At 63.9% G+C, this 25,661-nt stretch carries 23 protein-coding genes and 1 pseudogene; 14 read left to right on the plus strand and 10 right to left on the minus strand.

What is annotated here, in order from left to right; genetic code table 11:
• Positions 1-232 precede the first annotated feature (232 nt).
• The 3 genes from gudD to kdgD form a co-directional block, all read right to left on the minus strand.
• Complete coding sequence (gene gudD / locus CXK91_RS15130; protein WP_103456945.1) at positions 233-1,573, minus strand: glucarate dehydratase; 1,341 nt, start codon at positions 1,571-1,573, stop codon at positions 233-235.
• Between the two features lie 93 nt (positions 1,574-1,666).
• Positions 1,667-3,109, minus strand: coding sequence for an aldehyde dehydrogenase family protein (locus CXK91_RS15135; RefSeq protein ID WP_103456946.1), 1,443 nt, complete (start codon positions 3,107-3,109; stop codon positions 1,667-1,669).
• Positions 3,110-3,179: 70 nt separating this feature from the next.
• Positions 3,180-4,091, minus strand: a complete 912-nt coding sequence (kdgD, locus tag CXK91_RS15140) for a 5-dehydro-4-deoxyglucarate dehydratase (protein ID WP_103456947.1) — start codon at positions 4,089-4,091, stop codon at positions 3,180-3,182.
• Between the two features lie 452 nt (positions 4,092-4,543).
• Here kdgD and CXK91_RS15145 point away from each other — a divergent pair, with 452 nt between their 5' ends.
• From CXK91_RS15145 to CXK91_RS15160, 4 genes are all read left to right on the plus strand, one after another.
• Positions 4,544-5,935, plus strand: coding sequence for an enolase C-terminal domain-like protein (locus tag CXK91_RS15145; protein WP_103456948.1), 1,392 nt, complete (start codon positions 4,544-4,546; stop codon positions 5,933-5,935).
• A gap of 28 nt (positions 5,936-5,963) precedes the next feature.
• Positions 5,964-6,944: a tripartite tricarboxylate transporter substrate binding protein gene (locus tag CXK91_RS15150; RefSeq protein ID WP_103456949.1), complete on the plus strand. Its 981-nt coding sequence runs from the start codon at positions 5,964-5,966 to the stop codon at positions 6,942-6,944.
• A gap of 67 nt (positions 6,945-7,011) precedes the next feature.
• Positions 7,012-7,506, plus strand: a complete 495-nt coding sequence (locus CXK91_RS15155) for a tripartite tricarboxylate transporter TctB family protein (RefSeq protein WP_103456950.1) — start codon at positions 7,012-7,014, stop codon at positions 7,504-7,506.
• A gap of 10 nt (positions 7,507-7,516) precedes the next feature.
• Positions 7,517-9,037 (plus strand): tripartite tricarboxylate transporter permease, encoded by a 1,521-nt coding sequence (locus tag CXK91_RS15160; protein WP_103456951.1) that lies wholly within the window; start codon positions 7,517-7,519, stop codon positions 9,035-9,037.
• Positions 9,038-9,072: 35 nt separating this feature from the next.
• Here the strand turns inward: CXK91_RS15160 and CXK91_RS15165 are convergent, their stop codons facing one another.
• Positions 9,073-10,215, minus strand: a complete 1,143-nt coding sequence (locus CXK91_RS15165; RefSeq protein ID WP_103456952.1) for an L-talarate/galactarate dehydratase — start codon at positions 10,213-10,215, stop codon at positions 9,073-9,075.
• A 105-nt stretch (positions 10,216-10,320) separates the two neighbouring features.
• Here CXK91_RS15165 and CXK91_RS15170 point away from each other — a divergent pair.
• Positions 10,321-11,261: pseudogene (locus tag CXK91_RS15170) on the plus strand (LysR family transcriptional regulator).
• Positions 11,262-11,380: 119 nt separating this feature from the next.
• Here CXK91_RS15170 and CXK91_RS15175 read toward each other — a convergent pair.
• Both CXK91_RS15175 and CXK91_RS15180 read right to left on the minus strand, forming a co-directional pair.
• Complete coding sequence (locus tag CXK91_RS15175; protein WP_103456953.1) at positions 11,381-12,607, minus strand: type II toxin-antitoxin system HipA family toxin; 1,227 nt, start codon at positions 12,605-12,607, stop codon at positions 11,381-11,383.
• Positions 12,607-12,930 carry a helix-turn-helix domain-containing protein gene (locus tag CXK91_RS15180; protein WP_146029725.1) on the minus strand — a complete coding sequence of 108 codons (324 nt, stop codon included), beginning with the start codon at positions 12,928-12,930 and terminating at the stop codon, positions 12,607-12,609. The genes CXK91_RS15175 and CXK91_RS15180 overlap by 1 nt, the downstream gene beginning before the upstream one ends.
• 504 nt (positions 12,931-13,434) lie before the next feature.
• Here CXK91_RS15180 and CXK91_RS15185 point away from each other — a divergent pair.
• From CXK91_RS15185 to CXK91_RS15220, 8 genes are all read left to right on the plus strand, one after another.
• On the plus strand, positions 13,435-14,151 hold the full coding sequence (locus CXK91_RS15185) for an AzlC family ABC transporter permease (protein ID WP_103456954.1): 717 nt from the start codon (positions 13,435-13,437) through the stop codon (positions 14,149-14,151).
• Positions 14,141-14,449: an AzlD family protein gene (locus CXK91_RS15190; protein WP_103456955.1), complete on the plus strand. Its 309-nt coding sequence runs from the start codon at positions 14,141-14,143 to the stop codon at positions 14,447-14,449. Before CXK91_RS15185 ends, CXK91_RS15190 begins: the two co-directional genes overlap by 11 nt.
• Positions 14,450-14,831: 382 nt before the next feature.
• Positions 14,832-15,647: an NAD-dependent epimerase/dehydratase family protein gene (locus tag CXK91_RS15195; RefSeq protein WP_103456956.1), complete on the plus strand. Its 816-nt coding sequence runs from the start codon at positions 14,832-14,834 to the stop codon at positions 15,645-15,647.
• 40 nt (positions 15,648-15,687) lie between these two features.
• Entirely contained in the window at positions 15,688-16,578 is an 891-nt protein-coding gene (locus tag CXK91_RS15200) for an SMP-30/gluconolactonase/LRE family protein (protein WP_103456957.1), read from the plus strand.
• 80 nt (positions 16,579-16,658) lie between these two features.
• Positions 16,659-17,630 (plus strand): TRAP transporter substrate-binding protein, encoded by a 972-nt coding sequence (locus tag CXK91_RS15205; protein ID WP_103456958.1) that lies wholly within the window; start codon positions 16,659-16,661, stop codon positions 17,628-17,630.
• A 58-nt stretch (positions 17,631-17,688) separates the two neighbouring features.
• Positions 17,689-18,216 (plus strand): TRAP transporter small permease, encoded by a 528-nt coding sequence (locus CXK91_RS15210; protein ID WP_103456959.1) that lies wholly within the window; start codon positions 17,689-17,691, stop codon positions 18,214-18,216.
• Positions 18,216-19,496 (plus strand): TRAP transporter large permease, encoded by a 1,281-nt coding sequence (locus tag CXK91_RS15215; RefSeq protein WP_103456960.1) that lies wholly within the window; start codon positions 18,216-18,218, stop codon positions 19,494-19,496. The genes CXK91_RS15210 and CXK91_RS15215 overlap by 1 nt, the downstream gene beginning before the upstream one ends.
• A 114-nt stretch (positions 19,497-19,610) precedes the next feature.
• The gene (locus CXK91_RS15220) at positions 19,611-20,516 is read left to right on the plus strand and encodes an EamA family transporter (RefSeq protein WP_103456961.1); all 906 of its coding nucleotides are present in this window, start codon (positions 19,611-19,613) and stop codon (positions 20,514-20,516) included.
• Positions 20,517-20,559: 43 nt separating this feature from the next.
• On the opposite strand, the gene CXK91_RS15225 is transcribed toward CXK91_RS15220, so the two are convergent.
• The 3 genes from CXK91_RS15225 to CXK91_RS15235 form a co-directional block, all read right to left on the minus strand.
• Positions 20,560-21,315 carry a FadR/GntR family transcriptional regulator gene (locus tag CXK91_RS15225; protein ID WP_103456962.1) on the minus strand — a complete coding sequence of 252 codons (756 nt, stop codon included), beginning with the start codon at positions 21,313-21,315 and terminating at the stop codon, positions 20,560-20,562.
• A 117-nt stretch (positions 21,316-21,432) separates the two neighbouring features.
• Positions 21,433-23,037, minus strand: a complete 1,605-nt coding sequence (gene treF, locus CXK91_RS15230) for an alpha,alpha-trehalase TreF (protein ID WP_103456963.1) — start codon at positions 23,035-23,037, stop codon at positions 21,433-21,435.
• The gene (locus CXK91_RS15235) at positions 23,034-23,801 is read right to left on the minus strand and encodes an SDR family NAD(P)-dependent oxidoreductase (RefSeq protein WP_103456964.1); all 768 of its coding nucleotides are present in this window, start codon (positions 23,799-23,801) and stop codon (positions 23,034-23,036) included. The genes treF and CXK91_RS15235 overlap by 4 nt, the downstream gene beginning before the upstream one ends.
• A 202-nt stretch (positions 23,802-24,003) precedes the next feature.
• Between CXK91_RS15235 and rarD the strand changes: the two genes are divergently transcribed.
• The gene (rarD, locus tag CXK91_RS15240; protein ID WP_103456965.1) at positions 24,004-24,894 is read left to right on the plus strand and encodes an EamA family transporter RarD; all 891 of its coding nucleotides are present in this window, start codon (positions 24,004-24,006) and stop codon (positions 24,892-24,894) included.
• Between the two features lie 16 nt (positions 24,895-24,910).
• Here the strand turns inward: rarD and CXK91_RS15245 are convergent, their stop codons facing one another.
• Entirely contained in the window at positions 24,911-25,435 is a 525-nt protein-coding gene (locus tag CXK91_RS15245; protein ID WP_103456966.1) for a glycine cleavage system protein R, read from the minus strand.
• Positions 25,436-25,661 lie beyond the last annotated feature (226 nt).

Consider the following 25,661-nt stretch of genomic DNA (forward strand, 5'->3'; position numbering starts at 1 on the left):
GTTTCGCTCATGTTTCGCTCCGGGTCAGTCCGGTTGTTGTTCTGGCATCGTTCGTTCTTCGTAGCTCCGTAGGGTGGGCTTTAGCCCACCGCCATGTCGCCGACGACCAGCGCTATTTCGTAGCACCGCACCCGGTGGGCTGAAGCCCACCCTACGACGAGAAGGTCTGCCGAAATGCTGGGCGCCAGGGCCGCTATGAAAAAACGGCGCAAAGTCGTCCCTCAAAAAAGGCTTAGCGCACCATGCAGGGCTTCTTGTTGTTGAAGGTCCAGTTGGGGATCAGGTATTGCATGGCGATGGCGTCGTCACGGGCGCCCAGGCCTTTTTCCTTGTACATCGCATGCGCCTTGCGCAAGGCATCCCAGTCCAACTCGACGCCCAGCCCCGGCTTCTGCGGCACCGCGACCTTGCCGCCGACGATCTTCAGCGGGTCGAGGGTCAGGTGCTGCCCGTCCTGCCAGATCCAGTGGGTGTCGATGGCGGTGACGCGGCCCGGCGCGGCGGCGGCGACGTGGGTGAACATCGCCAGTGAAATATCGAAGTGGTTGTTCGAATGCGAACCCCAGGTCAGCCCGAAGTCGCTGCACATCTGCGCCACGCGCACGGAGCCGGCCATGGTCCAGAAATGCGGATCGGCCAGTGGGATGTCCACCGAGTTCAGCTGTACCGTGTGGCTCATCTGCCGCCAGTCGGTGGCGATCATGTTGGTCGCAGTCGGCAGGCCGGTGGCGCGACGGAATTCGGCCATCACCTCGCGGCCGGAATAGCCGTTCTCGGCTCCGCAGGGGTCCTCGGCATAGGCCAGCACGCCGTGCAGGTCGCGACACAGGCCGATGGCCTCGTCCAGCGACCAGGCGCCGTTGGGGTCCAGTGTTACGCGCGCATCAGTAAAGCGCGCTGCCAGGGCGCGGATCGCCTCGACTTCCTCTTCGCCGCGCAGCACGCCGCCCTTGAGCTTGAAGTCCTTGAAGCCGTAGCGCTCGTACGCTGCTTCGGCCTGGCGGACGATGCGCTCCGGCGTCATCGCCTCCTCGTTGCGCGCGCGGAACCAGGCGTCGTCGGCGCTGGTTTCGTCACGGTAGCCAAGGTCGGTCCTGTTGCGGTCGCCGATAAAGAACAGGTAGCCGAGCATCTCCACTTCGTCGCGCTGCTGGCCGTCACCGAGCAGTGCGGCGACCGGCACCTCAAGGTGCTGGCCAAGCAGGTCGAGCAGCGCCGACTCCAGCGCGGTAACGGCATGAATGGCGATGCGCAGGTCGAAGGTCTGCAGACCGCGGCCGCCGGAATCGCGGTCGGCGAAGGCGCGCCGGGCACGTTCGAGCAGCAGCTTGTACTGGCCGATCGGTTCACCAACCATCAGAGCTCGGGCGTCTTCCAGGGTCTGGCGAATGGCTTCGCCGCCCGGCACTTCGCCGACGCCGACGCGCCCTGCGCTGTCCTTGAGGATAAGAACGTTGCGGGTAAACCAGGGCCCGTGGGCGCCGCTGAGGTTCATCAGCATGCTGTCCTGCCCGGCGACGGGCACGACGGTGAGTTCGGTAATGCGGGGCGTGCCCGTTGCGGCAATGGTCATGGGTGTCCCTCTGTTGTTCTTGTCGGGGATGCGGCGCCCGCGCGGGGCGCCGTGACACAGTCTCGCAGCCTGGCCTTTCGGCCGGCTTTCACCTCAACCGATGTAGGTGGTCTTCACCGTGGTGTAGAACTCCTGGGCGTAGCGACCCTGTTCGCGCGGGCCATAGGAAGAGCCTTTGCGGCCGCCGAACGGCACGTGGTAATCCACTCCGGCGGTCGGCAGGTTGATCATCACCATGCCGGCCTGGGCGTGACGTTTGAAGTGGTTGGCGTACTTCAGCGAGGTGGTGCAGATGCCGGCGGACAGGCCGAACTCGGTGTCGTTGGCCATCGCCAGCGCTTCGTCGTAGTCCTTGACCTTCACCACGTTGGCCACCGGGCCGAAGATTTCCTCGCGGCTGATGCGCATGTTCGGGTTGCTGTCGACGAACAGCGTCGGCGCCAGGAAGTAGCCCTCGGTGCCGCAGGTCACCCGCTCGCCGCCGCAGGCCAGGCGTGCGCCTTCCTGCTTGCCGATCTCGATGTAGCGCAGGTCCTGCTCCAGCTGGGCCTCGGACACCACCGGACCGACGTCCACGCCCTGCTCCAGCGCCGAACCGACCTTGATCTTGCTGATACGCTCGACCATCGCCTCGACGAAGCGGTCGTAGATGCCTTCGGTGACGATGATGCGGCTCGAGGCCGTGCAGCGCTGGCCGGTGGAGTAGAAGGCGCTCTGGGTGCACAGCTCGACGGCAACGTTGAGGTCGGCGTCGTCCAGTACGATCTGCGGGTTCTTGCCGCCCATCTCCAGCTGCACCTTGGCGCCGCGCGCCACGCAGGCCTGGGCGATGCCGCGGCCGACGCCGACCGAACCGGTGAAACTCACGGCGTCGACATCCTTGGCATTGACGATGGCCTCGCCGACTTCACGGCCGCGGCCCATCACCAGGTTGAACACGCCGGCCGGGAAGCCCGCCCGGGAGATGATCTCGGCGATGGCCCAGGCGCAGCCCGGCACTAGGTCGGCCGGTTTGATCACCACGCAGTTGCCGAAGGCCAGCGCCGGAGCGATCTTCCAGGCGGGGATGGCGATGGGGAAGTTCCACGGTGTGATCAGGCCGATCACGCCGAGCGGTTCGCGAGTCACTTCCACACCGACCCCGGGGCGCACCGACTGCAGCGTCTCGCCGGCCTGGCGCAGGCATTCGCCGGCGAAGTACTTGAAGATGTTGCCGGCACGGGCGACTTCGCCGATGGCTTCCGGGAGGGTCTTGCCCTCTTCGCGGGCCAGCAGCGTGCCGAGCTCTTCACGGCGGGCGAGGATTTCCAGGCCGACCTTTTCCAGCGCATCGGCGCGCGCCTGGATGCCGAAGGTGGCCCAGGCCGGAAAGGCGCGGCGGGCGGCGGCGATGGCCTGCTCGACCTGCCCGGCATCGGCCTGGGCGTATTCGCCGATCACGTCAGAGAGGTCGGACGGATTGGTGTTGGCCTGGTAGCGATCCGAGCCGACCCACTGGCCGTCGATGTAGTTGTCGTAGCGTTGTACGTCAGCCATGCAAAGTGTCCTCTGATGATGCCCGGCGCGGCCATTCCGCAGGGCGGCGCCGGGGCGGTTCCGGAAAGGCTTACTGGGCGCCCTGCTTCTCGATCAGCACCGCCAGGCGCTCGTACTCGTCGGGCTTCAGCTCGGTCAGCGGCGCGCGCACCGGGCCGGCGTCGTAGCCGGAAATGCGTGCGCCGGCCTTGACGATGCTGACCGCGTAGCCCTTGCAGCGAATGCGGATGTCCAGGTACGGCAGGAAGAAATCGTCGATCAGCTTGCCAACGGTTTCGTGATCCTCGCGGGCAATGGCCTTGTAGAAGTCCATGGCGGTCTTCGGAATGAAGTTGAACACCGCCGAGGAATAAACCGGCACGCCCAGCGCCTTGTAGGCGGCGGCATAGACTTCCGCGGTCGGCAGGCCGCCGAGGTAGCTGAAGCGATCGCCGAGGCGGCGGCGGATCGACACCATCAGTTCGATGTCGCCCAGACCATCCTTGTAGCCGATCAGGTTCGGGCAGCGCTCGGCCAACTGCTCCAGGTGCGTCGCGGTCAGGCGGCAGACGTTGCGGTTGTAGACCACCACGCCGATGTTCACCGACTTGCAAACCTGCTCGACATGCAGGGCGACGCCTTCCTGGCTGGCCTCGGTGAGGTAGTGCGGCAGCAGCAGCAGACCCTTGGCACCCAGGCGCTCGGCTTCCTGCGCCATCTGAATGGCCAGGCGGGTCGGACCACCGACGCCGGCGAGAATCGGCACGGTGCCGGCGCAGGTATCAACGGCGGTCTTGATGATCTCGCTGTACTCGCGCGGCTCCAGCGAGAAGAACTCGCCGGTGCCACCGGCAGCGAACAGCGCCGAGGCACCGTAGGGGCCGAGCCATTCCAGGCGCTTGACGTAGCCGGCGCGATTGAAGTCGCCCTGCGCGTCGAAGTCGGTGACCGGGAATGACAGCAGGCCGGAAGAGAGGATGGCCTTCAATTCTTGTGGGTTCATTATTCGAGCATCCTGAATGCATGTTGAAGAGGTACAAGGGCATGAGCCTTGAGATACGTTATCGTACAACTACAAATAGTCCAATCGTTTTTTCTGCGCATTTTCTTCAACACTGAAAGCTGAATGAAAGCTTTCTGCCTTTCACTCGCCCGGCCAGGTCGATCACCATGAGTGCGGCAGCTTAAAAGGCATAAGCAGCTGCAGCCAACCCAGCTAAATGCACTGATGATTTCGTTTGACAGGTGACGTAGCGAACTGTAAAAAATCTTCCATAGTCGTACGACGACCTATGACCACAATAACAATAGCGAGGCCCCGGACATGTTCCGCAATTGCCCGTCCCCTGCGCAGCCGCTGGCTGCCAACAACGCCATCCGCCGCGCTGCCTCGGCAGATGCGCGCACAGCGCCCACCCCGGTCGCTCGCCTCGCCTGCAGCGGAGGCCGCGCACAATGAGCCAGTCGTTCAGTGCAACACCCCGCGTCCAGAGCATGCAGGTCATCCCGGTGGCCGGCCACGACAGCATGCTGCTCAACCTCTGCGGCGCCCACGCCCCCTACTTCACCCGCAACCTGGTGCTGCTCACCGACAATGCCGGCAACACCGGCGTCGGCGAAGTGCCGGGTGGCGAAGGCATCCTCCAGGCGCTGGAGCGCTGCCGGCCGCTGGTCATCGGCCAGCCGATCGGCCTTTACAACCGCACGCTCAACAGCCTGCGCAGCGCCATCGCCGGCAACGTCGCCGGTACGCCGCAAGCAACCCGCCACGAGGTGACCTCCGAAGCCGAGGCCGCCGTGCTGCGCCAGCCGCACGAGATCAACCTGCGCCTGGACAACGTGATCACCGCGGTCGAGGCCGCGCTGCTCGACCTCCTCGGCCAGCACCTCGACGTGCCGGTGGCCGAGCTGCTGGGTAGCGGCCAGCAGCGCGACGCGGTGCCGATGCTCGCCTACCTCTTCTATATCGGTGATCGCCAGCGCACCGACCTGCCCTACCTGGCCAGCACCGGTGAGGCCTGGTACCACCTGCGCCATCAGCAGGCGCTGACCCCGGACGCGGTCGCCCGCCTGGCCGAGGCCGCGCATGCGCGCTACGGCTTCGCCGACTTCAAGCTCAAGGGCGGGGTGATGCGCGGCGCGGAGGAGATGCAGGCGATCGCCGCGATCAAGGCGCGCTTCCCCGATGCCCGCGTCACCCTCGACCCCAACGGCGCCTGGTCGCTGGACGAGGCCATCGCCCTGTGCAAGGGCCAGGGTCACCTGCTGGCCTACGCCGAGGACCCCTGCGGCCCGGAGAGCGGCTATTCCGGCCGCGAGATCATGGCCGAGTTCAAGCGCGCCACCGGCATTCCCACCGCCACCAACATGGTCGCCACCGACTGGCGGCAGATGGGCCACTCGCTGCGCCTGGAGTCGGTCGACATCCCGCTCGCCGACCCGCATTTCTGGACCATGCAGGGCTCGGTGCGCCTGGCGCAGATGTGCGAGCAGTTCGGCCTGACCTGGGGCTCGCATTCGAACAACCATTTCGATGTCTCGCTGGCCATGTTCACCCATGCCGCGGCCGCTGCACCGGGGCGCATCACCGCCATCGACACCCACTGGATTTGGCAGGAAGGCCAGGAGCGCCTGACCCGCGAGCCACTGCAGATCGTCGGCGGCCAGGTCCGCGTGCCCGAGCGCCCGGGCCTGGGCATCGAGCCGGACATGGACCGGATCATGGCCGCCCACGAGTTGTACAAGAAGGTCGCCAGCGGCGCGCGCGACGACGCCATGGCGATGCGTTACCTGATGCCTGGCTGGACCTATGACCCGAAGAAACCCAGCCTCGGCCGCAATACCTGAACCCGCAGCCCAAACCCGGAGAACTCCAATGAAAACAATATTCCGCGCCTCCCTGCTTTCCGCCCTCGTCGGCATTGCCGGTCTCGCTGCCGCCTCCACCACGATGGCCGCCGATGTGAAATGGCCGACCCGCCCCGTGCAGGTGGTGGTGATCGCCAACCCCGGCGGCGACACCGACTTCAACGCCCGCACCATGGCCAAGTATTTCAATCAGATCACCGGCAAGAGCATGGTGGTGACCAACATCGCCGGCGGCGGCGGCACCCTGGCGGCCGAGCAGGTCAAGGGCGCAGCAGCGGACGGCAACACCATCCTCTTCACCCACCCGGGTCAGCTGATCGTCAACGAGGTGGCCGGCCTCACCGAGGACAGCTACGAGACCTTCGATGTGTCCTGCATCGCCGGTGTCGACAAGAGCACCGTGTTCGTCGCCTCCAAGCAGTCCGGCGTGACCAGCATGCAGGACCTGATCGACAAGTCGAAGGCCAAGCCGGGCAGCATCACCTACGGCACCGAGATGGGCAGCTTCTCCCATGTGCAGGGGCTGATGCTGGAGAAACTGACCGACACCAAGCTGAAGATGGTCGATGGCGGAACGGTCGCTGATCGCGTGGTGGGCATGCTCGGTGGTCGTCTCGACCTCGGTGCGATCACCTATGGATCGGTACAGGATTACGTCAGTGGTGGGCAGATGGTCGCCCTCGGCCAGCCCAACGACGAGCGCAACCCGTTGCTCGGCGACGTGCCGACACTCAAGGAGCAGGGCCTGGATATCACCATGGACAAGCCCTACGTGGTCGCCTTTCCGAAGGGCACCGACCCGGCAATCGTTAAGAAGATGGCCGACCTGATGAAGCAGATCACTGAGATCCCCGAATACGCCGAGGACCTGAAGAAGTTCAAGCAGCCGGTGGCCTACTTCGGTACCGAGGAGTCAAAGGCGATCCTGGCCAAGACCCGCGAGGATTTCATGCAGTTCAAGGACGAGCTGCGCAAAGCCAAGAAATAAACCCGACGCAGCGCCAGCCGACTGAACGGACCGGCTGGCCGCTCCTCTTCGCGTACGGAGGTTTGCCATGACCACTGCGAACAAGAAAGAACTGATCATCGGCGTGGCCATGCTCGGCGCCAGCATTGCCTATCTGGTGATGGCCTACCGCGTACCTGGCCACGACGGCATCGATGCCGCCACCGTGCCCACCCTGCTGGCCATCCTGCTATGCCTGCTGGGCCTGCTGCAGACCCTGAGCGCTTTTGCCCGCCACGCGCAGGCTGCAGAGAGCAGCAGCGATACGCCGGACCAGCCCAAGCCAACCGTTACCGAGCCGCTGACGGTGCTCAAGACCCTTGGCCTGATCCTGCTTTATGTCGTACTGCTGGGGCCGATTGGCTTCCCCATCATGACCACGCTCTACCTGTACCTGCAGTTCATCGTGCTGACGCCGGTGGATCGCAAGATCCGCCACCTGCCCTATGCGGGCATCGCGCTTGTCACCTCCATCGTCATCTACCTGCTGTTCCGCGAGGCCTTCGATCTGTTGCTGCCCGCTGGCCTGCTGAATTTCCTCTGAGGAATCGACCATGCTCGACTTACTGCAGCAAGGCTTCGGTGCCGTCTTCTCGCTCAACATCCTGCTGCTGATGCTCGGCGGCGTCGCGGTCGGCATCGTCTTCGGCGCCGTGCCCGGCCTGTCCGCGACCATGGCCGTGGCGCTGTGCCTGCCGCTGACCTTCACCATGGGTCCGCAGGCCGGCCTGTCGCTGCTGGTTGCGCTGTTCATCGGCGCTACGTCCGGCGGCCTGATCTCGGCGATCCTGCTGAAGATTCCCGGCACGCCGTCTTCCATCGCCACGGTGTTCGACGGCGGCCCGCTGATGGAGCAAGGCCAGGGCGTGAAGGCGCTCGGGGTCGGCATCGTGTTTTCCTTTCTCGGCACCATCTTCAGCATCATCGCGCTGATGTTCATCGCCCCGCAGCTGGCCAAGGTCGCGCTGAGTTTCGGCCCGCACGAGTACTTCGCCATCGCGGTGTTCTCGCTGACGCTGATCGCCACTCTGTCGGCCGGCTCGATGGTCAAGGGGCTGTTCGCCGGCACGCTGGGCATCGCCGTATCCACCGTCGGTATCGCACCGGTGGAAGCCGTACGCCGCTTCACCTTTGGCGTCAGCGAACTGAACGGCGGGTTCTCCATGCTCACGGTGATGATCGGCATGTTCGCCGTAGCCGAGGTCATCAAGCTTGCCGAAACCGGGCGCCATGCCGTGCGCAACAAAGCTGGCTCGGTGAGCATGAAGCAGATCAAGGGCTTCGGCTTTTCGCTCAAGGAATTCCGCCAGGAACTGCCCAATGCCAGCCGCTCGGGCCTGATCGGTCTGGCGGTGGGCATCCTGCCGGGCATCGGTGCCAGCACCTCCAACCTGCTGTCCTACATCGTCGCCAAGAAGCGCGCCAAACAGCCAGAAACCTACGGTAAGGGCAACATCGGCGGCGTGGTCGCCAGCGAGACCGCCAACAACGCCGGCATCGGCGGCGCCATGATGCCGCTGATGACGCTCGGCATTCCCGGCGACACCACCACCGCGATCCTGCTCGGCGGCTTTCTGATTCACGGCATCCAGCCTGGGCCGCTGCTGTTCATCAGCCAGGGGCCGCTGGTCTACACCATCTTCGCCGCGCTGTTGGTGGCCTCGGTGATGATGCTGTTCATGGAGTTCTACGGCCTGCGCCTGTTCATCAAGCTGCTCGACGTGCCCAAGCACATCCTGCTGCCGATCATTCTGGTGCTCTGTGTGGTCGGCGCCTTCGGCCTCTCCAGCCGGCTGTTCGATGTCTGGTCGATCCTGCTGTTCGGGCTGCTCGGCTACGGCTTTGTCAAGGCGGGCATGCCGGTCGCGCCCTTCATCATCGGCTTCATCCTCGGGCCGATGGCGGAGACCAATCTGCGCCGCGGCCTGATGCTCTCGGACGGCAACTTCGCCTCCTTCTTTACCAACCCCATCGCCGCGACCTTCCTCGGTCTCGCCCTGGCCTTCGTGCTCTGGCAGCTGTACAGCGCGATGCGACCGCGCAGCGGCGTGCTCGGTCAGGTCCTACGTACCTGAACCTGCGCCCCTCTGCGCCAGCGGAGGGGCTGCCGTCACGGCTTGCTGCCGAACGTCTCGCGGGCCAGCGTCCAGCCCGCCACCCGCTCGCTGAGGCTCAGGCCCAATCCGGGCCGGGTCGGCACCTGCATGCAGCCGTCGTGGATCTCGAGCCGCTCCTGGAACAGCGGCTCGAGCCATTCGAAATGCTCGACCCATGTGGCATGTTCGTAGGCCGCCGCGAGGTGGATATGCAATTCCATGACGAAATGCGGCGCCATCACGATGCCGCGCCGCCGCGCCGCCTCGGCCACCTGCAGGAACGGCGTGATGCCACCGATGCGCGGCGCGTCATGCATGATCACATCCACCGCCCCGCGCTCGACGAAGGCACAGGCTTCGGCCGCGCTGCCGAGCATCTCGCCAGTGCCGACCGGAGTGATCAGCTGAGCGGCCAGGGCGGCATGGCCTTCCAGATCGTGGGCGTCCAGCGGCTCCTCGATCCAGGTCAGGTCGAACTCCTCCAGTGCCCTGCCCATGCGCGCCGCGGTGGTGCGGTTCCACTGCTGGTTGACGTCCACCATCAGTGCCACCTCGTCGCCGAAGTGCCTGCGCAGCGCCTCGACCCGGCGCAGGTCGGCGTGCCGGTCGGGCTGACCGACCTTCAGCTTGATCCCTCCGATACCGCGCGCGCGGGAGGCCTCGGCCTTTTCGATGACCTCCTCGATGGGCGCCTGCAGGTAGCCGCCGGAGGTGTTGTAGCAGGGCACCGCGTCGCGATGGGCGCCAAGCAGCTTGGCCAGCGGCAAGCCGGCGCGGCGCGCCTTGAGGTCCCAGAGCGCGGTGTCGAAGGCGGCAATGCTCTGCACTGCCAGGCCGCTGCGCCCGATCGAGGCGCTGGCCCAGCTCAGCCGGCTCCACAGGCGGGCGATGTCGTTGGGATCTTCGCCCAGCAGCAACGGCGCCAGTTCCCGCGCGTGGGCATATTGCGCCGGGCCGCCGGTGCGCAGGCTGTAGCTGAAGCCCAGCCCCTTATGACCCTGCTGCGTCTGCAGTTCGACGAACAACAGGCTGACCGACGCCAGCGGCAGCTGTCGCCCGGTAAGCACCTTGGCGTCGCTGACGGGCCGCTGCAGTGGCAACTCCACAGCACGCAGGCCGATCCAGCTGATGCGGTCCGCTTCATAGAGGTCGCTCATTCGTGTGTCGCCGCCTCGCCAGTCTGGGGATGCGCTGGATAATCCGCCGGCTGATTGATACGGTCCAATTCATTAACGCACTCGATTGATACCAGGAACGGATCAATGTTCGAACTCGCCCAGCTGCGCTGCTTCACCACCCTGGCCAGCGAACTGAATTTCCGTCGTGCCGCCGAGCGCCTGAACATGACCCAGCCGCCGCTGAGCCGGCAGATCCAGTTGCTGGAGCATCAGCTCGGCGTCGCGCTGTTCACCCGCAGCACGCGCTCGGTGGCGCTCACTGCAGCCGGTCGTGCCTTCTTCGTCGAGGCCCAGGCACTGCTCGACCAGGCTCATCGCGCCGCCCAGCGGGCCCGCTCCGCCGCGCTAGGCGAAAGCGGCTCGCTGACCATCAGCTTCGTTGCCAGCGCGGTCTACGACTTCCTGCCACGTGCCATCACCCAGATACGGCGGGAGCGGCCAGGCGTGGCCATCAACCTGCTGGAAACACCACCTTCGAACAGCTGCAGGCACTGCGGGCACGACGGGTCGACCTGGCGGTGGTGCGCGAGCCATTGCAGCAGCCGGGGCTGGTCAGTGAATGCCTGCTGCGCGAGCCCTTCGTGCTAGCCACGCCGGCTGACCATCCGCTGGCGCAGCATCCGGCGCCGACCCTGGCGATGCTCCACGGCGAGCCGTTCATCCTCTATGCCCACGGCGCCTGGCAGCCGTTCAACGAGCTGCACACCGGGCTGTTCCGTGCCAACGGTATCCAGCCCGACTTCGTGCAGTCGCTGGGCTCGACGCTAACCATCCTCTCGCTGGTGAACGCTGGCCTCGGCCTGGCGCTGGTGCCACGCGGGGCCAGCGCGATCCGCTTCCAACAGGTGCGCTTTCGCGAGCTGCCGCTGCCGGCGGGCATCTGCGCCGAGCTGCACCTGGCCTGGCGCGACGACAACGACAACCCCGCGCTGGAGGCGGCGCGCAATGCCGTGCGCCAAGCGGCCAGCGACATTGCCCGGGACCTGCTGCCAATCCAGGGCCAACACCAAGGGACGGGCTGCTGACGACCATAAGTTGACGTTCGAATGGTCGACCAGAACTGGGCTATTCAGGCCTGTGACGAATGCGCTGCTCGACACTAAAGCAAGGACCAAGAGTGCAGGAGAAGCCTTCGCAGCCCGCCCTAAGCCAGCAGTCTGTCGCTGCTTGTTGCGTCCACCGCCGCATCCAGCTCAGCCCCAGCCAAATGCTTTGCATAGTGCTCCATCAGCTCCGACTCCCAAGAAGCGACCTCGTCCAATATGCCTGCCGCCTCATCTTTCGTCAGTGCAAAATGCTCATGCTGGCTAAGCAGGTTAGCTCGACTTAGGAGAGTACCGTTGATACCAACCTCCATCGCCAGCCCCTGCGCAGGCCCCTCATCCAGTACGGGAAGAACGTCATACATAGGCGAGAGGCGCCAAGCTCCTTCCTGCCAGATCACCGCGTGGTTGCGAGGATGATCGTCACTGTTCCCTACAAGAGCGTTGTAGGCCATTCGCCTGTAGAGCTCCTGCCTATCAGAATCTGGCGCGCCTCTGCGGTACAGCTCATCGGCGAGCGCCGCGTAGATCCATCCGTTGCTGCGCTGCACCTGCCATTCGGCATCGAGAAGAGTTAAGCCACTCATCATCGGAATGCGGCGAAACCTTGCATCATTCTCCGACCATTCTCGGTCAAATCGCTCCACCAGCAACGTGTTGCCTTTTTCACTTTGATGGAGTGCCGTCCGGGCAACATTCATCCCCTTGGTAGCCGCAAAAGTCATGCAGGCATACTCGAATTTCGGCAGGTCGTAGTGATCAAATTTGTCGCGTGGCTTGGCAAGAATCAGCTTGTGATCAAAGCGGTACGTGCGCTTGGGCCTCGCACCACCAACAGCTGAGCGCTGATCCCGTATTCTTAATGCCTCCAGCTGCTCAGCGCTCAGCTGGCTGTCATAAATCGCAGCGCAAACATCTATGAAATGATCGAGCCCTTTGGCTTCGAGCATTTTCACAGGCCTTTCGCCTATACCCGGCCGCGGTGTGCGATCTTCGCCAGCCATGATATTTCCGGCGCGATCTTCGTTAGGAGATAACAGCAGGAGCTGGATCGGAGTGAGCTCTCCCTTTCGGGTGCGGCGCAGTAGTTGTTCTCCCCAGCCATCTGGCATCGCATCATCAATGAAGCCGGGAACGCCGCCATTCTTATGAACCTGAATGGGTCGAGCGGAGAGCGGATACCGTATCGGATCAGGCACCCAACGCTTGGCTTCCACGATCTCCGGCGCATAGATGAAGGTTCCCGTGCGACCAGCAAGGGTCAGCCTGCCCAGCGTCACAGTCTCACCCGTTTCGGGACACTCCATGTAGATGTAAGCGCGCGACATTAGAAGTCCTCCGCGTTGCTGCGCGGCAGCCTGACGCGCTTGGTCGTATTGGTTTCCAAAGCGTCGAGATCAAGCGCAGGGTCATCGATCAACGCCTGGAAAACCCGGTCGGAAATCCCAACGGTGAACAGCGCGAGCATGAAGTCGCGCAGCGAAACACCTTCAGCCTTGCCCCCCTCAATGTGTCGAACAGCTCGGAGAGAAATCCCAGCCTGCTCTGCAAGGTCAGCCTGGCGCAGCCCCATGCGCAGACGCGCCTCCTTCACCAGAAGGCCTATACGGTAAAGCAGAGAGGTACTTTGAACAGGGAAAAAGCCTTTCATAAGGTGGCACCAAGCGACATCCTACAAAGGATAAGGTACTACCAATCGCGCACTAAGCAACCCTTTTCAGACACTTAATGAGGCTTCTTATAGCACCTTAAGGATCATAAGATATAATGAATCGATATCTTATTTAAGAAGAACAACCCCGGCACGGTAGATCAACTCTCGGATTCTGGGCGGTAGATCTATCCAGTTCGGCACAAGTCCAGCCAGATCAGCCTTCTGCTGCGACTGGCAGCTTCTGGCAGTCAGCAGCCCGTCACAGCTGCAATATCAGAAGCGGAAAACACCCTCTATAGCATTGGTGGTGGCTGGCGAGGCGCAGCGCCGATAGGTCGAAATCTTCATTGCCCTCCGCGCCATCGACCGCTCTAACGAATCTGTACCGCTCGATCAGAGGCCAACTGCGCTGTTCCGCCGCAGCAACAACCCCTAATCTGGTCGGCTGGACATTGAATGACGTCGTCGATACAGCGCTGCTGCCATCTGGAGGATTCGTGCATGACTGACGCAGAAAGCGAGCTGCATCATTTCGACCGGCGCATGGTCTGGGCCGGTTTTCGCCAGCTCGCGCCGATTTCCATCTTCGTCACCCTGTTCGGTGCCGCCTTCGGCCTCGCCGCGGTGCAGACCGGGCTGGACGATTCGGTGATTTTGGCGATGAGCGCGCTGGTGTTCGCCGGCGCCTCGCAGTTCGCCGCGCTGGAACTGTGGGGCACGCAGGTGCCGCTGTTCACCCTGATGGTCACGGTATTCGCCATCAACGCCCGCCACCTGCTGATGGGCGCCACGCTCTACCCCTGGTTGCGCCAGCTGCCGCCGGGCCGTCGCTATGGCGTAATGCTGATGGCCTCGGACGCCAACTGGGCGATGGCCATGCAGGCCTTCAACCGCAACCGCCCGGGCTTCGGCCTGCTGCTCGGTGGCGGCCTGGCGCTCTGGTCGTTCTGGGTGGTCGGCAGCTGGCTGGGCATCCATTTCGGCAGCGCCGTCAGCGATCCGAAGCGCCTGGGCCTGGACATGGTGATGGGCTGCTTTCTGCTGGCAATGGTGGTGGGCGGCGAAAAGAACCTGCGCATGCTGGTGATCTGGAGCGTTGCCGCCGGCGCCTCGCTGCTCGCCTTTCGTTACCTGCCGGAGAACAGCCACGTGGTGGTGGGCGCGCTGGCTGGTGGCGCAACCGGACTGCTGTGGAAGGAGAAAGCACGTGAATCTTGATGCGACGGGCGCCGGCGCGCTGATCGTGGTGCTGGTCATGGCGCTGGTGACGCTGGCTACGCGCTGGGGCGGCGTCTTCGTCATGACCTTCGTGCCCATCGGCGACCGAGCCAGGCAGTTCATCACCGCCATGTCCGGTTCGGTACTGGTGGCGATAGTCGCGCCGATGGCATGGCAGGGCGATAGCGGCGCCCAGCTGGCGCTGCTGGCCACGACGGTGACCATGCTGGTGCTGAAGAAGCCACTCCCGGCGATCGCCGCCGGTATCCTCGCCGCGGCGCTGGTCAGGCAGTTCTGAACAGCAGCGGCCAATCGCGGCCGCTCAGGGTGCCCGCCCGGCAGTATCCATAAGCAGTCATTACGGTGCGCGCCGGCAGCGCTTCGCCATCGAACTGGCCGCGCACCGCATCGCTGTGCACCGCCTCACCGGAAAGTCATCATACAACTACCGTTAACGTCGTTGACGCCTTCCCGTGCTCATCAGTCGGGGGCGCCGCTCCATTGGAGCCCTCTGTCGCAGCGCTTTCGCCAGGTCAACTCACAGCAAGTGGCGCTGACGAGCGATATATCTCATCAAATACGACTTTAAGCGTGTTGACATTCACACAACCAGATGCTGATATTTAGCACATGTCATATGACAACAGATGACTTCAAGAACAATAACGACAGGCACCCCGATGACTACCACTCCGACACCCCCATTCGGCCGTCTTCTGCTCACCGGAGCGGCAGGCGGCCTTGGCAAGGTCTTACGCGAAAAGCTGCAGCCCTACGCCCGCATCATCCGACTGTCCGATATCGCGCCGATGGCACCGGCAGCCGGTGAACATGAGGAAGTCGTGCCTTGCGACCTCGCCGATAAGGCAGCCGTGCATGCCCTGTGCGAAGGCGTCGATGCCATCGCCCATTTTGGCGGTGTCTCCGTCGAGCGGCCGTTCGAGGAAATCCTCGACGCCAATATCCGCGGCACTTTCCACATCTACGAAGCGGCGCGCCTGCATGGCATCAAGCGCGTGGTCTTCGCCAGTTCCAACCACGTGATCGGCTTCTACCCGCAGTCCGAGACCCTGGATGCCCACGCTCCACGCCGCCCGGATGGCTACTACGGCCTGTCCAAGTCCTACGGCGAGGACATGGCGAACTTCTACTACGACCGCTACGGCATAGAGACCGTCAGCATCCGCATCGGCTCCTCGTTCCCCGAGCCGGCCAACCGCCGGATGATGAGCACCTGGCTGAGTTTCCGCGACCTCACCGAGCTGATGCATTGCGCGCTGTTCACGCCTGCGGTCGGCCATACAGTGGTCTACGGCATGTCCGCCAACCGCGACGTCTGGTGGGACAACCACCTGGCAGCTCACCTGGGCTTCCATGCGCAGGACAGTTCCGAAGTGTTCCGCGACAAGGTCGAGCAGCAACCGCCGTACAGCGCCGAGGACCCGGCCGGCATCTACCAGGGCGGCGCCTTCGTCGCGGCCGGCCCCTTCGACTGATCGCCCCCCTTCGCCCGCGTACAACAACAAGAGAAACGCAATGGCCAGTGAAGTTGAACTCATCGCCGACCTGCGCTGCGCCACCGGTGAAAGCCCGGTCTGGGTCGCCGCCGAACAGGCGCTGTACTGGGTCGACATCCCCAACCGCGAGCTGCTGCGCTGGAACAACGCCGATGGCCAGGTTTCCCGCTGGCAGGGCGAGCAGATGCTGGCCTGCATCGCGCGCCACGGCGACGGCTGGGTGGCCGGCATGGAGAGCGGCTTCTTCACCCTGCAGACGCGCCCGGATGGCCGCATCGACAGCCGCCCACTGGCGACCATCGACCATCAGTTGCCCGAGATGCGCATGAACGACGGCCGCTGCGATCGTCAGGGCCGCTTCTGGGCCGGCAGCATGGCGCTGGACATGGCCGCCGGGCATCCGGTCGGCGCACTGTACCGGTTGGATGGCGATGTCGACGAGGTTCCACTGAGGCCACTGCTCGACGGTTTCATCGTGCCCAACGGCCTGGCCTTCAGCCCGGACGGGCGAACCATGTACCTGTCTGATTCGCACCCCAGCGTGCAGAAGATCTGGGCCTTCGATTACGACCCCGACAGCGGCACGCCGACTGGCCGACGCCTGTTCGTCGACATGCTCGACCACCCCGGCCGACCGGACGGCGCCGCGGTCGATACCGATGGCTGTTATTGGATCTGCGGCAACGATGCCGGACTGATCCACCGTTTCACGCCCGATGGTCGGCTGGACCGCTCGCTCGCCGTGCCGGTGAAGAAACCGACCATGTGTGCTTTCGGCGGCGCGCGCCTGGACACCCTGTTCGTCACCTCGATCCGCCCCGGTGGCGACCTCAGCGACCAGCCACTGGCCGGTGCCGTCTTTGCCCTGAATCCAGGCGTTACCGGACTGGAGGAACCCGCTTTCAACTGACTCACCAGGGAAGGGCAGCCGCTTGCCCAACCTCGCTTCTCGCAACGCTGCACACCAACAAAAACAAGATGGAGAGTGTCATGAACCTCAAACGCAAGTTGCTCGTTACCGCCCTTCCCTTCGCCTTCTGCATCAGCGGTCTGGCCCACGCCATGACGCTGAAGATCGCCGAGATTCACCCGGCGGGTTACCCGACCGTGGTCGCCATGGAAAACCTCGGCAAGAAGCTGGAAGCCGCCACCAACGGCGAGATCAAATCGCGCATGTTCGCCGGTGGCGTACTCGGTTCCGAAAAGGAAGTGATCGAGCAGACCCAGATCGGCGCGGTGCAGCTGACCCGCGTCAGCCTCGGCTCGGTGGGCCCGGTGGTGCCGGCTACCAACGTGTTCAACATGCCCTTCGTGTTCCGCGACATCGACCACATGCGCAAGGTGGTCGACGGTGAGATCGGTCAGGAAATCCTCGACGCCATCACCAACTCGGACTTCAACATGGTCGGTCTGGCCTGGATGGAGGCCGGCAGCCGCAGCCTCTACACCAAGAAACCGATCCGCCGCATCGAAGACCTCAAGGGCATGAAGATCCGTGTGATCGGCAACCCGCTGTTCATCGACACGCTCAACGCCATGGGCGCCAACGGCATCGCCATGGACACCGGCGAAATCTTCAGTGCGCTGCAGAGCGGTGTGATCGATGGCGCCGAAAACAACTCGCCGACCCTGCTCGAACACAACCACTTCCGCGTCGCCAAGCACTACACCCAGACCCACCACCTTATCCTCCCCGAACCGCTGCTGATGTCCAAGGACACCTGGAACAAGCTCAGCCCTGAGCAGCAGGAGACGGTGAAGAAACTGGCCAAGGAAGCCCAGCTGGAAGAGCGTGATCTGTGGGTAGCCAAGGAAACCGCCAGCAACGAGAAACTCAAGGCCGAAGGCGTCGAGTTCATCGAAGTCGACACCAAACCTTTCTACGACGCCACCGCCCCGGTCCGCGAGAAGTACGGCGCGCAGTTCGCCGAGCTGATCCAGCGCATCGAAGCCGTTCAGTAACCCTCGTGCAAGCGCATCGCGGCGGCCCGTGCCGCCGCGATGCAACCGGTGGAGTCTCATGAAAAACCTGGTTCTAGGCGTCAATGACGCCATCTACCGTGCCTGTGTGATCGTTGCCGCCACGGCGATCGTGATCATGGCGACGATCATTCCCTGGGGCGTGTTCAGCCGTTACGCCCTGGGCCAGGGCCTCGGCTGGCCCGAGCCAATCGCCATCCTGCTGATGGTGCTGTTCACCTTCGTTGGCGCAGCCGCCAGCTACCGTGCCGGCGCGCACATGGCCGTCCAGGTGCTCAGCGACCGCCTGCCACTCGCGGCTCAGCCGTTTCTCACCCTGTTCGTGCGCCTGGCCATGGCCGCCATCAGCCTGTTCATGCTGATCTGGGGCTACAAGCTGTGCCTGGCCACCTGGAACCAGTACCTCAGCACCCTGACCTGGATGCGCGTGGGCATCAGCTACGCGCCGATTCCCGTGGGCGGCTTCATCACCCTGCTGTTCGTCATCGAGCAGCTGCTGTACGGCGACCAGAGCAAACGCCGTGTCGTCGATTACGAGAACCGCGAAGAGTCCAAGGAGTCCGTGTAATGGATGCCGTCATCCTGTTGGGCAGCTTCATCGTCCTGATCCTGCTACGTGTCCCGGTGGCCTACTCCCTCGGCCTGGCCACTCTGGTTGGCGCCTGGTGGATCGATATTCCGCTGCATGCCGTGATGATCCAGATCGCTGGCGGCGTGAACAAATTTTCCCTGCTGGCCATCCCCTTCTTCGTCCTGGCCGGTGCCATCATGGCCGAAGGCGGCATGGCTCGCCGTCTGGTCGCCTTCGCCGGGGTGCTGGTCGGCTTCGTCCGCGGCGGGCTGTCGCTGGTCAATATCACCGCGTCGACGTTCTTTGGTGCCATCTCCGGTTCGTCGCTGGCCGACACCGCCTCGGTAGGCTCGGTGCTGATCCCCGAAATGGAAAAGAAGGGCTACCCACGAGAGTTCTCCACCGCCGTGACCATCTCCGGATCGGTGCAGGCGCTGCTGACTCCGCCCAGCCACAACTCGGTGATCTATTCGCTGGCCGCCGGCGGCACCGTATCCATTGCCGCGCTCTTCGTCGCCGGCATCGGGCCGGGTCTGCTGCTCAGTGCCGCCATGGCAACGCTGTGCCTGTTTTTCGCCCGCAAGCGCAACTACCCCAAGGGTGAAGTGGTGCCGCTGCGTCAGGCGCTGAAGATCTGTGTCGAGGCACTCTGGGGCCTGATGACCATGGTGATCATCCTCGGCGGCATTCTTTCCGGCGTATTCACCGCCACCGAGTCCGCCGCGGTAGCCGTGGTCTGGGCGTTCTTCGTCACGATGTTCATCTACCGCGACTACAAGTGGCTCGAGCTGCCGAAGATGCTGCACCGCACCGTGCGCACGCTGTCGATCGTGATGATCCTGATCGCTTTCGCCGCCAGCTTCGGCTACATCATGACCCTGATGCAGATCCCCTTGAAGATCACCACCGCGTTCCTGACGCTGTCAGACAATCGCTATGTGATCCTCATGTGCGTCAACGCCATGCTGCTGGTGCTGGGCACGCTGATGGACATGGCGCCGCTGATCCTGATCCTCACACCGATCCTGCTGCCGGTGGTCACCTCGTTCGGCGTCGACCCGGTGCATTTCGGCATGATCATGCTGGTCAACCTGGGGATTGGCCTGATTACCCCGCCCGTAGGTGCGGTACTCTTCGTCGGTGCCGCCATCGGCAAGGTCACCATCGAGGCCACCGTGAAGGCGCTGCTGCCGTTCTACGCCGCGTTGTTCGCCGTGCTGATGGCCGTGACCTATATTCCGATGATCTCGCTATGGTTGCCGAGCGTATTGCTCTGATAGCACCAGGATCATGAACGAGGACGCCGCCCATCCGGGCGGCGTTTTGCTTTGCAAGGCGACGAACTGAACGCAACGAATTCTGTACAGGGTCTTAGAGGACAGGTCTTTACCATGCAAACTGCCGCGCCATTTCCACGCCATATCGCTGTACTGGTCCTGGCCACCCTGGCCTGCTCATTCGCCGCGAACCATATCGCTGCGCGAATCGCCTTCGACCACGATACCGGCCTGCTACTGGCGATGCTCTGCCGCGCCGGGGTAACCCTGCTGGCATTGCTTGCGCTGGTGTTCTGGCGACGCGAATCGCTGCAACTGGGGCGCGCCACATGGGGCTGGCAGATTCTGCTTGGCCTGTTGATCACCGTGCAGAGTTTCTGCATCTATTCGGCGGTGGCGCGCATTCCCGTGGCGCTGGCGCTGCTGGTGGTGAACCTGTCGCCGATCCTGCTGGCGCTGCTTACCTGGCTACTCGGTGGGCCGCGGCCGACCCGCCAGGCGCTGGCGATCATGGGGCTGATCCTCATCGGGCTGGTGCTGGTACTGGACGTTCCCGCACGCCTGCTCAGCAACGCCGCGCCGGATGGACAATGGACCGCCGGCATCCTGTTCAGCCTGACCGCCGCGGGGGTATTCGCGGTGGCACTGTGGGTCACCGAGCACAAGCTGTCGCACATGGCCGGTTCGGTGCGCAGCATGCTGACAATGGCGGTGGTCTTTAGCGCATCCACCCTGCTGGGCGCGGGCGACCTCATACCCGGCGGGCTGAGCCTGCCCAGCGCAACGGTTGGCTGGATCGCATTGGGTTGTCTGGTCTTGCTCTACGGCGCAGCCTTCTCGACGCTGTTCATCTGCATGCCGCGCCTGAACATCGCCCGCAACGCGCCGGTGATGAACATGGAGCCTGTGGCAGGCATGGTGCTGGGCTGGCTGATCCTCGGTCAGGTACTCGGTGCCACGCAGGTGGCCGGCGGTCTGATCGTGGTTGGCGGTATCGTCCTGCTGGCGTACCGCCGCTAGTATCTATCGACATACCCGGCGCCAACCGCGCCGGGGTCGCCGATCAGCGTTGCTGCACTTCGGCTTCGGCGCTTTCGTGGGCCTGACGCAACCGCTCGCGGCTGTTGGTCAGGTGCAGGCGCATGGCCGCCCGTGCGGACTCCGGGTCCTGCCGCTCGATGGCCTCGTAGATCTGCTCGTGTTCGCGTCCCAGACGCGCCTGATAGTGCTGCTGATCATCATGCGCCAGCCGCGCGGAGTTGACCCGGCTGCGCGGGATCAGCGTGGTGCCGAGATGGCTCATGATGTCGGTGAAGTAGCGGTTGCCGGTGGCCTCGGCAATCTGCAGATGGAACTGGAAATCCGACGAGACCGCATCGCTGGAATGCGCCGCGCTCTGATTGAGCTGATCGAGAAAGGCCCGCATGGCCGATAGCTGCTCGGGCGAGCGCCGCTGCGCTGCCAGCCCAGCCGACTCGACTTCAAGGCTGATACGCAGCTCCAGAATCGCCAAAAGATCACGCAGCGTACCGATGGTCGCCGGGTCGATGCGCAGCCCGGTGGTGCTCGGCGTGTCCAGCACGAAGGTGCCGATGCCGTGCCGCGTCTCCACCAGGCCCGAGGCCTGCAGCCGCGAGATCGCCTCGCGCACCACCGTGCGACTCACACCCTGCGCCTGCATGATGGCGGACTCGGTCGGCAGCTTGTCGCCACGCTTCATCAGGCCGTCGCGGATCTGCTGCGACAGCTCGGCCACCAGCTCCTGAGCAAGGCTGCGGTGTTTGCGACGGGCGCGCGGCTGAACGCTCTGGTTATCCATGACGACGATCTCTGAGAAGCGGAAGCAACCGACATCATAGCCCAGCAGTTGTACGATAACTATTGATCCATTGCATTTGTAAGGAAATAGAGCCCTGCCCGATGCGTTGAAGACGCACTAGGAAGCAGTCCGGCAATGCCCAGCGCGGCAGCGGTTGGCTTCGTGGTTGGGGTCTTCCTGCATCAGCTTGCGGGTTACCCCGTTGGTCCAGCCGAAGCCATCCTGCAGTGGGTACTCGCCACCACCGGCGTGCTCGGTGCACGGTCGCAACACGTACTTTTCCATCAACTTGCTTTCGCGCTCGAACAGGTGGCTGACGATGGTCAGCCAGCGCTCCTCGATCTCCAGCGCCAGCTCATCGTGGCCGTAATGCTGCAGCCCGCGAATACCTATCCACTGCAGCGGCGCCCAGCCGTTGGGCCGGTCCCACTGCTCGCCGCTGCCGCTGATCTCGGTTGTCGACAACCCGCCCGGCGCCAACAGACGCGCATGCACCGTTGCGGCAACCGCCTCTGCCTGGGCGTCGCTGGCCATGTGCACGAACAGCGGCGCCAGGGTCGCAGCAGTGAGGTTGTCGCGCTGGCGGGCGCGCTGCCAGTCATAGTCGAAATAGGCACCGGCGCGCGGATTCCACAGGTACTGATCAATGGCCGCCAGGCGCGCCTCGGCACGGCGGGCGAACGCCTCGGCGCAGGCCTGCTGGCCCTTAACCGCCGACAGCTCGGCGATCTGCCGCTCGAGTTTGTAGAGCAGCGCGTTGAGGTCGATGGGCAAAATGCTGGTGGTGCGGATGGTGGCCAACCGGTGGGCATCGTCCAGCCAGCGTGAACTGAAATCCCAACCGGACTCAGCTCCGGCACGCAGGTCGCGATAGACCTCATGGCGTGGCCGGCAGCTGGCGCGCGCGGTCTCGATGTCCTCGAGATAGGACTCCTCGCGCGGCGTATCACGTTCGTCCCAATAGCGATTGAGCACCACGCCATCGGCCAGGCAAACGCAGCGCCGGTGCGCCTCGCCCGGACGTAGCGCATCGGCGCCCTCCATCCAGAAGGCATATTCCTTGTGCAACTGCGGCAGGTAATCGCTGGTACGGTACACGCCGGTTTCCTCGAACAACTCGGTCATCAGGGCGAACACCGGCGGCTGCGAGCGGCCAAGGTAATAGGTGCGATTGCCGTTGGGAACGTGGCCGTAGGTGTCGATCAGGTAGGCGAAATTGTCCGCCATGGCGCGCAGCAGGTCGCAATGCCCACTCTCATCCAGACCGAGCATGGTGAAATAGGAATCCCAGTAGTACAGCTCGGTGAAGCGCCCGCCCGGAACGACGTAATCATGGGGCAAGGGCAGCAGCGAGGAGTGCTCGGGATGGTCCTGCGGATGGCGGGTGAGGATCGGCCAGAGCCGGTCGATGTGCTCGGCCAGGCTGTCGTCAGGGTTGGCGACGAACTCTTTGGTCGGCATTTCATAAAGACTGAAATGCTCGCGGACAAAAGCCGCAAGGTCGAAGCCTGGCTCATCGCAACGGGCACGATAATCATCGAGGATGGCTTCAGGACGCTTCAAGGGCGCGCAGTCGACGAAGGTCTTGCTGTCGGGAAAGATGCGCTGCATCTGCACCGCGACGAACAACTCCTGATAGCGCTCGGCGGGGGTGAGGGTATCTGCCAGCGAGATGGCGCTGACATCATGGCTGAACGGCTGACACGGCGGGATATTGGTCATTGTTCGCTGTAATTCCATAGCAGGCCGCCATCGACCACCAGAGTAGTCCCGGTGATGTACTCGGCATCAGGTGAGGCAAGAAAGGCGACGACCCCAGCGACATCGTGTGGCCGGCCAAGACGGCCGGCAGGGATGTTCTGCAACAGACTGGCAAGCTTCTCCGGCTGGTTCATCAGTTCGCGGTTGATCGGCGTTTCCACCGCACCCGGCGCCACGTTGTTGACCGTAATGCCCAGCGGCGCGAGCTCGATGGCGATATTGCGCATGAGCATCTTCAGCCCGCCCTTGCTCGCGCAGTAGGCGGTGAAGTTGGGGTGCGGCAATTCCTCGTGCACCGAGCTGTTGTTGATGATCCGCCCGCCGCGGCCCTGCTCGCGTAGATAGCGGGCGAAGGCCTGGGAGAGGAAGAACGGCCCGCGCAGATTCACGTCGAGTACCCGGTCGTAGTCGCCTTCCTCGGCGTCGAGAAACGCGGCGTGCGTCTGCACCCCGGCGTTGTTCACCAGGATGTCCAGCCGGCCCATACGCTCGACGCTCTCGTGCACCAGCCGGCGGCATTGTTCGACCTGGCTGACATCCGCAGCAATAAAGCAGACCCGCCGCCCGACGGCGCGCACCTGTTCAAGACTCGCACGGGCCTCGTCATCTTCTTCGCGACCGTTGATGACCACGTCGGCCCCCTCCTCGGCCAGGCGCACGGCGATGCCGAGGCCGATGCCGTGGGTACTGCCGGTGACCAGAGCCACCTGATTCTGCAAGCGCATTGCCGTTCTCCAAACGCTCTGGCGAGCGCGATGCCGTTTCGATCAGTGATGCAGATGAGACGGAACGAGCTGCCGCGCGTTCCCTGCCGCGTCCGATCACGGCAGCTGGTCGCATCGTGGCGCTACGTTAGCTGCCTAATCTTTCTCTCCTGCAGGCAAAGGCGCAAAATGGCCGGCTCTCCGCTGCTCGTCGAAGGACGTCATGGCTACCGCCAATCTGCGCAAGGGTTATCTGCTGGGGCTGGCTACCTTCAGCATCTGGGGCATGTTTCCGCTCTACTTCAAGGCACTCGAACAATACGGCGCTCTCGAGATCGTCACCCAGCGGGTGATCTGGTCGGCGGTATTCGGCTCGCTGGTGCTGCTGGTCTGGCGCCACCCAGGCTGGTGGCGCGAACTGCTGATGCACCCGCGACGCCTCGGCGTGCTGGGCATCTCCAGCGTGCTGATCGCCGCCAACTGGCTGATCTACGTCTGGGCGGTGAACCACGATCGGATGGTCGAAGCGAGCCTGGGTTACTACATCAATCCGCTGGTCAACGTGCTGCTCGGCATGATCGTGCTGCGCGAGCGGCTGCGCCCGCTGCAGTGGCTGGCGGTGGCAATGGCCGGCGTAGGCGTCAGCCTGCAGTTGCTGATGCTTGGCGAATTTCCGTGGATTTCCATCGTGCTGGCGCTGAGCTTCGGCAGCTACGGTCTGTTGCGCAAGCTGGCGCCGGTGGCCGCATTACCTGGGCTGGTGGTGGAAACCTGGCTGTTGCTACCAATAGCACTGGTCTGGCTGTTCTGGTTCAGCAGCGGCACCAGCACCGAGCCGGCATTCTGGACCAGCAGCGATGCGCTCTGGTTGATGGCCGCCGGACCGGTGACGCTGATTCCGCTGCTCGGCTTCAACGCCGCGGCGCGTCATCTGCCGTATTCCACCCTGGGCTTCCTGCAGTACCTGACGCCGACGCTGCTGCTGATCCTCGCCGTACAGCTGTTCGGCGAGCCGTTCCCGGTCGACCGTCAGCTGGCCTTCTTCTGCATCTGGGCGGGGCTCGCCGTCTACAGCCTGGACGCCTGGCGAGTGATGCGCAAAAGCGCCGGCTGAAAATGCTGGAGACTGTCTAGGATTTCTCGGTGGGTTGCAGCTTGAGCTCGACCATCAGGTCGTCGGCCAGCGTTTCCAGGCGCTGCTGCAGCACCTCCAGCGACAGCTCGCTCGGCACTGCCAGCCTCACCTCAGCACGAAACAGCAGCTCGCTGCTCATCGGCGCCGGCAATACCTCGGTGTCCAGGCTTTCCAGATTGACGCCATGCTCGGCGAGCAGACGGGTGATGTCGCGCACGATACCCGGGCGGTCGTTGCCGACCAGCTCCAGCTGGATTTCCTGCCAGCTAGTCGTCGGCTCCGTGCCGCTATGCGCCAGCAGGACGCGAATGCCTTGCGCCTCGAGTCCCTGCAGCGCCGCGGTCAGTTCGGCATGAGCCTGCTGCGGCACGGCCACCCGCAGAATGCCAGCGAACTGTCCGGCCATGCGCGACATGCGGCTCTCCAGCCAGTTGCCGCCGTGATCGGCGATGCACTTGGCCAGCCGCTCGACCAGACCGGGCTGGTCTTCGGCGATGACGGTAAGAACGAAGTGGTCCATGAAATGCTCCTGTGCTGGGAAATCGCGCACGCGTTAGCGACGGCCCAATAGGTATAGCAGGCAGCGGCCACCGCGACAGGCTGCGACGCCCACGACCGGCGTGCGCAAGGTCGGAACGACAGGCTCTTTCGGCGGACTGATTTTCCCAGGCGCTTGATGTAGTATCCGGCGACTCGGACTACAAGAAACCAAATTGTCTGTCGAATTAGAAGAACCAAGTGAGGCG

The organism is Stutzerimonas stutzeri, assembly GCF_002909485.1.
Classification (GTDB): Bacteria; Pseudomonadota; Gammaproteobacteria; order Pseudomonadales; family Pseudomonadaceae; genus Stutzerimonas; species Stutzerimonas stutzeri_AH.

What these genes read in the sequence shown, in the direction of transcription:
- CXK91_RS15225 (WP_103456962.1), bottom strand. Translation starts at nt 21,315, where the DNA reads ATGGATAACCAGAGCGTTCAGCCGCGCGCCCGTCGCAAACACCGCAGC.
- CXK91_RS15165 (WP_103456952.1), bottom strand. Translation starts at nt 10,215, where the DNA reads ATGAGCGACCTCTATGAAGCGGACCGCATCAGCTGGATCGGCCTGCGT.
- treF (WP_103456963.1), bottom strand. Translation starts at nt 23,037, where the DNA reads ATGACCAATATCCCGCCGTGTCAGCCGTTCAGCCATGATGTCAGCGCC.
- rarD (WP_103456965.1), top strand. Translation starts at nt 24,004, where the DNA reads ATGGCTACCGCCAATCTGCGCAAGGGTTATCTGCTGGGGCTGGCTACC.
- CXK91_RS15155 (WP_103456950.1), top strand. Translation starts at nt 7,012, where the DNA reads ATGACCACTGCGAACAAGAAAGAACTGATCATCGGCGTGGCCATGCTC.
- gudD (WP_103456945.1), bottom strand. Translation starts at nt 1,573, where the DNA reads ATGACCATTGCCGCAACGGGCACGCCCCGCATTACCGAACTCACCGTC.
- CXK91_RS15135 (WP_103456946.1), bottom strand. Translation starts at nt 3,109, where the DNA reads ATGGCTGACGTACAACGCTACGACAACTACATCGACGGCCAGTGGGTC.
- CXK91_RS15200 (WP_103456957.1), top strand. Translation starts at nt 15,688, where the DNA reads ATGGCCAGTGAAGTTGAACTCATCGCCGACCTGCGCTGCGCCACCGGT.
- kdgD (WP_103456947.1), bottom strand. Translation starts at nt 4,091, where the DNA reads ATGAACCCACAAGAATTGAAGGCCATCCTCTCTTCCGGCCTGCTGTCA.
- CXK91_RS15220 (WP_103456961.1), top strand. Translation starts at nt 19,611, where the DNA reads ATGCAAACTGCCGCGCCATTTCCACGCCATATCGCTGTACTGGTCCTG.
- CXK91_RS15210 (WP_103456959.1), top strand. Translation starts at nt 17,689, where the DNA reads ATGAAAAACCTGGTTCTAGGCGTCAATGACGCCATCTACCGTGCCTGT.
- CXK91_RS15195 (WP_103456956.1), top strand. Translation starts at nt 14,832, where the DNA reads ATGACTACCACTCCGACACCCCCATTCGGCCGTCTTCTGCTCACCGGA.
- CXK91_RS15245 (WP_103456966.1), bottom strand. Translation starts at nt 25,435, where the DNA reads ATGGACCACTTCGTTCTTACCGTCATCGCCGAAGACCAGCCCGGTCTG.
- CXK91_RS15185 (WP_103456954.1), top strand. Translation starts at nt 13,435, where the DNA reads ATGACTGACGCAGAAAGCGAGCTGCATCATTTCGACCGGCGCATGGTC.
- CXK91_RS15150 (WP_103456949.1), top strand. Translation starts at nt 5,964, where the DNA reads ATGAAAACAATATTCCGCGCCTCCCTGCTTTCCGCCCTCGTCGGCATT.
- CXK91_RS15175 (WP_103456953.1), bottom strand. Translation starts at nt 12,607, where the DNA reads ATGTCGCGCGCTTACATCTACATGGAGTGTCCCGAAACGGGTGAGACT.
- CXK91_RS15215 (WP_103456960.1), top strand. Translation starts at nt 18,216, where the DNA reads ATGGATGCCGTCATCCTGTTGGGCAGCTTCATCGTCCTGATCCTGCTA.
- CXK91_RS15145 (WP_103456948.1), top strand. Translation starts at nt 4,544, where the DNA reads ATGAGCCAGTCGTTCAGTGCAACACCCCGCGTCCAGAGCATGCAGGTC.
- CXK91_RS15160 (WP_103456951.1), top strand. Translation starts at nt 7,517, where the DNA reads ATGCTCGACTTACTGCAGCAAGGCTTCGGTGCCGTCTTCTCGCTCAAC.
- CXK91_RS15180 (WP_146029725.1), bottom strand. Translation starts at nt 12,930, where the DNA reads ATGAAAGGCTTTTTCCCTGTTCAAAGTACCTCTCTGCTTTACCGTATA.
- CXK91_RS15235 (WP_103456964.1), bottom strand. Translation starts at nt 23,801, where the DNA reads ATGCGCTTGCAGAATCAGGTGGCTCTGGTCACCGGCAGTACCCACGGC.
- CXK91_RS15205 (WP_103456958.1), top strand. Translation starts at nt 16,659, where the DNA reads ATGAACCTCAAACGCAAGTTGCTCGTTACCGCCCTTCCCTTCGCCTTC.